6 protein-coding genes are annotated in these 7,650 nt (G+C 69.7%); 2 read left to right on the forward strand and 4 right to left on the reverse strand.

Annotated features, from left to right (window positions below; translation table 11 throughout):
* Positions 1–69: 69 nt before the first annotated feature.
* A complete protein-coding gene (gene sigC / locus AC2VOK_RS03375) occupies positions 70–636 on the reverse strand; it encodes an RNA polymerase sigma factor SigC (protein WP_428899223.1) in 567 nt (188 codons plus the stop codon).
* Between the two features lie 186 nt (positions 637–822).
* On the opposite strand from sigC, the gene AC2VOK_RS03380 reads away from it, so the two are divergent.
* Positions 823–3,108: a heavy metal translocating P-type ATPase gene (locus AC2VOK_RS03380; protein WP_428899224.1), complete on the forward strand. Its 2,286-nt coding sequence runs from the start codon at positions 823–825 to the stop codon at positions 3,106–3,108.
* Here the strand turns inward: AC2VOK_RS03380 and AC2VOK_RS03385 are convergent.
* The 3 genes from AC2VOK_RS03385 to AC2VOK_RS03395 form a co-directional block, all read right to left on the reverse strand.
* A complete protein-coding gene (locus AC2VOK_RS03385) occupies positions 3,080–5,041 on the reverse strand; it encodes a cytochrome c oxidase assembly protein (RefSeq protein ID WP_428899225.1) in 1,962 nt (653 codons plus the stop codon). The genes AC2VOK_RS03380 and AC2VOK_RS03385 overlap by 29 nt on opposite strands.
* An 84-nt stretch (positions 5,042–5,125) precedes the next feature.
* A complete protein-coding gene (locus AC2VOK_RS03390; protein WP_428899226.1) occupies positions 5,126–5,833 on the reverse strand; it encodes a zf-HC2 domain-containing protein in 708 nt (235 codons plus the stop codon).
* A 65-nt stretch (positions 5,834–5,898) separates the two neighbouring features.
* Complete coding sequence (locus tag AC2VOK_RS03395; protein WP_428899227.1) at positions 5,899–6,561, reverse strand: TetR/AcrR family transcriptional regulator; 663 nt, start codon at positions 6,559–6,561, stop codon at positions 5,899–5,901.
* A 106-nt stretch (positions 6,562–6,667) separates the two neighbouring features.
* Here AC2VOK_RS03395 and AC2VOK_RS03400 point away from each other — a divergent pair.
* Positions 6,668–7,650: VOC family protein (locus AC2VOK_RS03400; protein ID WP_428899228.1), on the forward strand; the 983-nt coding region annotated here is incomplete at its 3' end.

The raw sequence follows: 7,650 nt of genomic DNA on the forward strand, positions 1-7,650 counted from the left end.
CGCAGCGGTCCGCGCGCTCGCCCGGACGCGATCACCAAGCTCGTCGGCAAGGAAGATTTGGTGCGGGGTTCAGCCAGTCTGGTCGTCGCGCTGCGCGGCTGCGAGCAGGTCGTCGCGGGCGCGCGCGACGCGAGAGCGGACAGTGCCGATCGGACATCCGCAGACCGAGGCCGCCTCGGCGTAGGACAGCCCGAGCACTTGCGTCAGAACCAGAGCATCCCGGCGATCGGCGTCCAAACCGTCGAGAAGCATCCTGATCTCAACCACGTCTTCGAACCGGGCGGCGCCGGAGCGGCTGTCGAGCAGACCCTCCATGTCGACGACGTGGCTGGTGCGCGGTCGTCTCTGGTTGTGACGGATCTGGTCGATGACGACGCGACGGGCGATGGACAGCAGCCAGGTCCGCGCCGACGAGCGGCCGGTGAAACTCGGCAGTGACCGCAGCGCGCGCAGGAAGGTCTCCTGGGTCAGGTCATCGGCGCTGGCGGGATCGGCCAGGAATGCCACGACGCGCCAGACGTCGCGCTCGGTGGCCTTGATGAAGCTTTCCAGGGCGGCGGAATCGCCGCGGCCGGCGGCCAGCGCCAGCGAGGTGACCTTGTCGTCGTCACCGCGCTCGCCCACGTCGGTTGACACTACTCGGTCATCGACGGGCGTTTCCGCGCGCCGGGCAGCACGATGCGGTCCGCGCGGAGCCCGGTCGGTGCTGCCGGCCGCCTCGGCCGGGTAGCTTGGGCAGGAGAGAGTGGTGAATTTCGCCTGCTCGGGAACTCATGACGCTGGTGCAGCGACTAGCTGTAGTACGGCAAATCGAGGAGGGCCATGACGCTCACAGTTGCGGCTGGGTCCCACGCGCCACAGGCACGCCGGATCGAGCTGGACGTGTCGGGGATGTCGTGCGCCGCATGCGCCGCCCGGGTGGAGAACAAGCTCAACAAGGTCGACGGCGTGCAGGCGTCGGTGAATTACGCCACCCGGGTCGCCACCATCGACGCCCAGGAGGGGGTCGTCACCGAGGACCTGTGTGAGGTGGTGCGCCGGGTCGGATACGAGGCTGCGCCGCGGTCGCACCGGGCGGTGGACCGGGTCGACCCGGATGAACTGCACGCCCGTAGCCTGCTGCGGCGACTTCTGGTCGCCGCGGTCCTGTTCATGCCGCTTGCCGACCTGTCGGTGGTGTTCGCCGTCGTGCCCAGCATGCGCTTCCCGGGATGGGCATGGGTGCTGACCGCGCTTGCTGCGCCGATCGTGACCTGGGCGGCCTGGCCGTTCCACCGCGTCGCGCTGCGCAACGCCAGGCACGGCACCACCTCGATGGAGACACTGATCTCGTTGGGAATCACCGCCGCCACGGTGTGGTCACTGAGCACCATTTTCGGCACCAGCCGGCACCGCGAGGTTCATGGGGTGTGGCAGGCGGTGCTGTCCAGCGACGCCATCTATCTGGAAGTGGCCGCCGGTGTCACGGTGTTCGTGCTCGCCGGGCGTTATTTCGAGGCACGCGCGAAATCGAGGGCGGGCAGTGCGTTGCGCGCCCTCGCGGCACTGAGCGCCAAGAATGTCACCGTCGTGCTGCGCGACGGCAGCGAGATGGTCATCCCCGCCGACGAACTCAAAGAGCAGCAGCGCTTCGTCGTCCGGCCGGGGGAGACGATCGCCGCAGACGGCCTGGTGGTGGATGGCACCGCAGCGATCGACATGAGCGCGATGACCGGGGAGGCCAGACCGGTGCGCGCACACCCGGGGGCCAGCGTGATCGGCGGCACGATCGTCTGCGACGGCCGGCTCATCGTCGAGGCAGCCGCCGTCGGCGCCGACACCCAGTTCGCAGGAATGGTCCGCCTGGTCGAGGAGGCGCAGGCGCAGAAAGCCGATGCACAACGGCTGGCCGACCGCATCGCCGCGGTTTTCGTCCCCGTGGTCTTCGCCATCGCGGCGCTGGCGGCGGCGGGCTGGGCGCTCGCCGGCGCCGGACCCGACCGCGTGTTCTCCGTCGCCCTGGCCGTGCTGGTGATCGCCTGCCCGTGCGCGCTGGGGCTGGCCACACCTACGGCGATGATGGTGGCCTCGGGGCGCGGTGCCCAGCTGGGCATCTTCCTGAAGGGCTACCGGGCGCTGGAGACCATCCGCGCCGTCGACACCGTGGTGTTCGACAAGACCGGGACGCTGACCACCGGCCGGCTCGCGGTGACCGATATCGTCGCCGCGGACGGATGGGATCCCGCCGACGTGCTCGATCTGGCGGGCGCCGTCGAGGCCGCCTCCGAGCATGCGGTGGCGACGGCGATCGTGGCGGCCACCGACGCTCGCTCACCGGTTGTCGACTTCGCGGCAGTCGCCGGGCGGGGGGTCACCGGGACCGTTGGCGAGCGTCGGGTCACGGTCGGACGCCCGGCCTGGGTGTCGGGCCGCCTGCCGGTTCCCATCGCCATCGAAAGAACGCGACGTGACGGCGAGGGTCGCGGCGAGACAGTGGTTTTCGTCTCCGTCGACGAGACGGTTTGCGGCGCGATCGCCGTTGCCGACGCCGTCAAGGACTCTGCGGCCGACGCGGTCGCTGCGCTGCATCAGCGCGGGCTGCGCACGGTGCTGCTCACCGGGGACAACGCGGCCGCCGCGGGCGCGGTGGCGGCACAGGTCGGGATCGACGAGGTGATCGCCGAGGTGCTGCCCGAAGGCAAGGTCGATGTCATCGAGCAATTGCGGGACCGTGGCCGGGTTGTCGCGATGGTCGGGGACGGGATCAACGACGGACCCGCCCTGGCGTCCGCAGACCTGGGACTGGCCATCGGACGCGGTACCGACGTGGCGATCGAGGCCGCCGACATCATCCTGGTCCGCGACAGCCTCGACATCGTGCCGCAAGCGCTCGATCTTGCCCGGGCCACTCTGCGGACCATCAGGATCAACATGGTGTGGGCGTTCGGGTACAACATCGCCGCGATACCGATCGCCGCGGCCGGACTGCTGAATCCACTCATCGCGGGCGCGGCGATGGCGTTCTCGTCGTTTTTCGTGGTGTCCAACAGCCTGCGGCTGCGCAACATCGGCACGTCCGGCGAACCCGCGGCATCAGTCGTCAGCGGCGGTTCCGCGACAGCTCCTTGAGCATCGCATTGTAGGCGTCGAGGTCGTCGTCGTAGGCAGCCTCGGCGTGGCGGTCGCTCCGCGACGCGGCGCGCCGATCCTGCTGCGCCCACTGTGTCACCAATGCGATGATCACCACGAGAATGGGCAGTTCGCTTGAGCCCCAAGCGATCGCGCCACCCATATGTTGGTCGCCGATGATGCTGGACAGCCACGGCAGGTCGACGTACGAGTAGAAGCGGCCGCCGACGGTCGACGTCATCGTCATCAGCGCGATACCGAAGAACGCGTGAAACGGCATCACCGCGAACAGCACGCCCAGCCGGCCGATGAACGGTAGCCGGCGTGGACCCGGATCGACGCCGATGAGGCCCCAGAAGAACAGGTATCCGGTGATCAGGAAGTGGAGGCTCATGAACTCGTGGCCCCAGTGGTAGCGCACGAGTGTGTCGAAAATCGGCGTGAAGTAGACGACGTACAAGGAGCCGACGAAGAGCACAAAGGCGGTGACCGGGTGGGAGATGAATCTCGTGACTGGTGAGTGCACCAGCCACACCAGCCATTCTCGAGGGCCCGGGGGACGACCGCTGCCTGCCGCCGGGAGTGCCCGCAACGCGAGGGTGACCGGGGCTCCCAGCACGAGGAACACCGGGATGAACATGTTGTCGGCCATGTGCTCGCCCATGTGAACGCTGAACATCGCCGAGCCGTATGCCCGCACACCCGACCCCGTGAAGAACACCAGCGCCAGACAGCCGATCAGCCAGCCGGCCGACCGTCCCGGAGGCCAGGTGTCGCCGCGCCGCCGCAAGCGCACCACCCCGGCGACGTAGAGCACCGCCAGGACGAGTGCCGCCGTGCCCATGAACGTGTCGAATCTCCAGAACGTCACCAGCCGCAAGGCACTCGGCGGGCGGGGGAGCTCATAGCCGAGAAAGACATCCCACCCGGTGAATGTGTGCGCCAGCAACCCCGGGGCGGTCTGGACCGCCATGGCGGAGACTGCGGCCACTGCCGTGATGCTTGCCAGCGCACCCGCCAACGCGGTTGCGCGGCCCGCGCCACGGCGGCCGGCCCGCGATCTGATGAGGACCGCCAGGTCTGCGAGCCAGACCAGGGCCAGCGCGACCGCGCCCAGCAACGCCAACCGCCCGTAGTCGGAGCCGGTCGGAGAAGTCGGGGGCAGCATCACCGACAGCAGAAGCGCGCCGTAGAGCAGCGCGACGGCCCCGCTGGTCAGTTCGAGCAGCAGCACCCGCCGCTGCAACGAGCCGCTCGGTGGCGCCAGCATGGCGCATACCTTCATTCCGGTGAGCACACCGACGGCAACTGCGAAGACGATCACCGCGCTGGTCGCGTAGTCGTGGTTCGGCCCCTGCCCGGCGTTGCCGCTGACCGGCACGGCGATCACGCCGACCAGCGAGGGAATCAGCAGCACCACATGCCACACCCAGCGCACAGTGAGCCGCAGCGCCAACGCGGCAACACCAGAAAATATGGCGACGGCGATCCAGCTCCGCGCCATCTCCGAGGCGCCGAGGGCGACGCCGAACGCCTCGGGGCCGGCCAGCCGGGAAACCGCGATCCCCGAGTCGTCGGCCGCCTGGATCGGGATCATCGCCGCTGCGGAGACCAGCCACACCAATGCCACTCGCTCGGCAAAGCGATGGAGACCGAACGAGTCGGCGTCCAGGACGCCCCGGTCATCGGGGTGTGCCGTCGTGACGATGTAGACGAGGGCGCCGATGACCAGGGCCCCGGACAGTGTGGCGGTGAAATAGCCGACCGTCTCCGCCAGCGTGGTCACCCAGCCGGGGAACGAGTCACCCGTCGCGACGAAGCGTCGGTCTCCCGATGCCACGGTGTAGCCGGCGGTCGCGCCCACCATGGCGAGATAGCCGGCAAGTAGCGCGAATCCGCCCGCGCGTCGTGAGGCCGCTCGACTCTTGCCCATCGTCGTCGCCTTCCGCCGCCCGGCAAACTGTGACGACAAGTCTACGACTTTTGGTAGTACAAGAGGGGGTTCCGGTGCGATGCGTCAGGCGGCGGAGCCGTCCGTCGGATAGAGATGCCCGCGGCGCCGCCCCCGAGTGGCGTTTGCGGGTAACACGAGATCGTCGCCTGGTGCCGGCACCGCGTCCGACCGGGGACTGGGCTCGGGTCGAAGTGCTGCGCGCCAGACGAGCAGCGCCAATGCGGTGCCGACGAGAACCGGCAGGTGGGTCAGAATCCGCAGGAGGGTCACCGCACCCGAGGTCAGGTCGTTGATGACGAATCCAGCGAGGACGGAGCTGAAAACCGCCAGGACCGCGGCCAGCCCGGACGCGGCTGCCGGACGTAACGCCGCAACGATCATCGCCACGCCCAGCGCGGCCGTCCAGGCGGTCGACTCGTGGAGCAGGTGGCCGTGGGTCGGCATTCCCACGTCGGCGCCGAACCCCTGCGCGGCGCCCAGTCCGATCTGCAGCGCGCCCACCACCCCGAGCGCCCACCGCGGCCCCGCCACCGCGGCCCACACCTGAAGGCGGGTCCGGGTCGGGGTCCGGTCGCGCGGCGTCGGCGCGGCGACGACCTGCGATCGGCCGACGAGCCGGCGCAACTGCTGGGTCTGCTCGACGGCCCGGGAATACCAGTCGCGGCAGCCGGCGCACGACGCGACGTGCTCGTCGACCCGCGATGCGGGGACGGGTTCGCGTTCCCCGTCGATCCGCGCCGACAGCGCCTCGCGCGCGACGTCACAGTTCACGTATCAATAGTCGCGCACGCTCACCTTTTTGTTCCCGCCGGGCAACGGGCCCGGGCGCGCGCCCGCTAGGCCGCCGACTCGGGCTCGGTGAGCTCGTCGAGGTCGGGCAGCGGGCGGCGGCAGATCTCGGCGGCCTCGTCGGCGGGCACGCCGAACATCACCAGCACGTCGCGGGTCACGCGATCGGCCGCCTCGCCGCCGTCGCGTTCGGGCTGGTCGTACAGCAGTTGGCCGAGACCCATCAGCGCACCGCCGGCCGCCGCCAGGGCGAGCGCGGGGTCGTCGACGCCGAACCGGCCGGCGCGCATCCCGGCCTCGATATCGCGCAGAGCGCGTGGGGCCAGGCCGCGGTCGGCCGAGATCAGCTTCAGCCCGGTGTTGAGCAGCACCTTGCACGTTTCCGGGCGCCGCCAGAACATCCGCCCAACCAACCGGAAGCTTCGGGCGAACGTCTCGGCCGGGTCCTCGCCTTCGGCGGACAGCTTGTCGAGCACCGCGCCGAGATCGTCGAGCGCCTCGTTGACCGCGGCCTGAAACAGCTCTTCCTTGCTGTCGAAGTGGTTGTAGAACGACCCCATCCCGACGTCGGCGGCCTGGGTGATCTCCAGCACCGGCACGTTCAGCTTGCCGGCGGCGACGAAGGCCTGCCCGGCGCGGATGAGCGCCGCGCGGGTGCGCATCTTGCGCCGCTCCAGACGGTTGTCGGCGGCGGGTCGCGCCTCGGTCATGAGCCGAGATTAGCAGAGAACATCACTTTTGATGATTTCGTCAAAAACTATTGACTGAGGTTGTCCTCGTAAGTGATGATTTCGTCAGTCAACTCCAGGAGAAGCCGTGACACCGCACGTCGACGCCCACAAAGACCTGCACAGCCTGCAGGGCGCCCGCCGGGGGGAGCATCCCGGGCGCTCCGGGAACCCGGTGATCAAGGTGCGCGATCTGGCCTGGCTGGAATTCGAGAAGCCGGACCTGAACCGCGCGCAGGCCTTCGCGCGGGCGTTCGGGTTCACCACCGTGCTGCACACCGCCGACGAGTTGCACCTGAGGGGAACCGACGCGGGCTCGCCGTGCGTGCTCGTCCGGCGGGGGCCACGCTCGCGGTTCGTGGGGCCGGCCTTCGCCGCCGCCGACAGGGCCGACGTCGAGCGGCTCGCCGCGGCCGCGGGCGCGCGCGTCGGCCCGTTGCCCGAGGCGATCGGCGGCGTCGGGGCAGAGCTGACCGACCCCCGGGGGATTCCCGTCCGGGTCGTCGCCGGGACGACCGCGCTGGCCGAGTTGCCCGCCCAACGGCCGCACAGCTTCAACTTCGGCCGCGAGCTGTTGCGCGCCAACAGCACTCAGCGCCCGCCGCGCGAGCCGGCCGGGGTGCGGCGGTTGGGCCACCTCGTGCTGCAGAGCACTGCCTTCCTGCGCTCACTCGACTGGTACCTCGACCATCTCGGCTTCATCGTCAGCGACTTCCTCTACTACCCGGGCCAACGCGAGCGCGGCCCGACGATGAGCTTCCTGCGCTGCGACCGCGGCCCGACACCCACCGACCACCACACCCTGGCCCTCGTGCTCGGCCCCGCGGACCGCTACGTGCACTCGGCCTACCAGGTGTGCGACCTGGACGCGATCGCGGCCGGCGGGGAATACCTGCGCGAAGCGGGGTACCGGCGGTCCTGGGGGATCGGCAGGCACATCCAGGGCAGCCAGATCTTCGATTACTGGCGCGATCCCGACGGGTTCCTGGTCGAGCACTACAGCGACGGCGACATGTTCGACAACACGCTGGAGCCCGGGTGGGCCCCGTTGACCGCCTCCGGTCTTGCCCA

Source organism: Mycobacterium sp. TH-M116 (genome assembly GCF_057473685.1).

What these genes read in the sequence shown, in the direction of transcription:
- AC2VOK_RS03380 (WP_428899224.1), top strand. Translation starts at nt 823, where the DNA reads ATGACGCTCACAGTTGCGGCTGGGTCCCACGCGCCACAGGCACGCCGG.
- AC2VOK_RS03385 (WP_428899225.1), bottom strand. Translation starts at nt 5,041, where the DNA reads ATGGGCAAGAGTCGAGCGGCCTCACGACGCGCGGGCGGATTCGCGCTA.
- AC2VOK_RS03395 (WP_428899227.1), bottom strand. Translation starts at nt 6,561, where the DNA reads ATGACCGAGGCGCGACCCGCCGCCGACAACCGTCTGGAGCGGCGCAAG.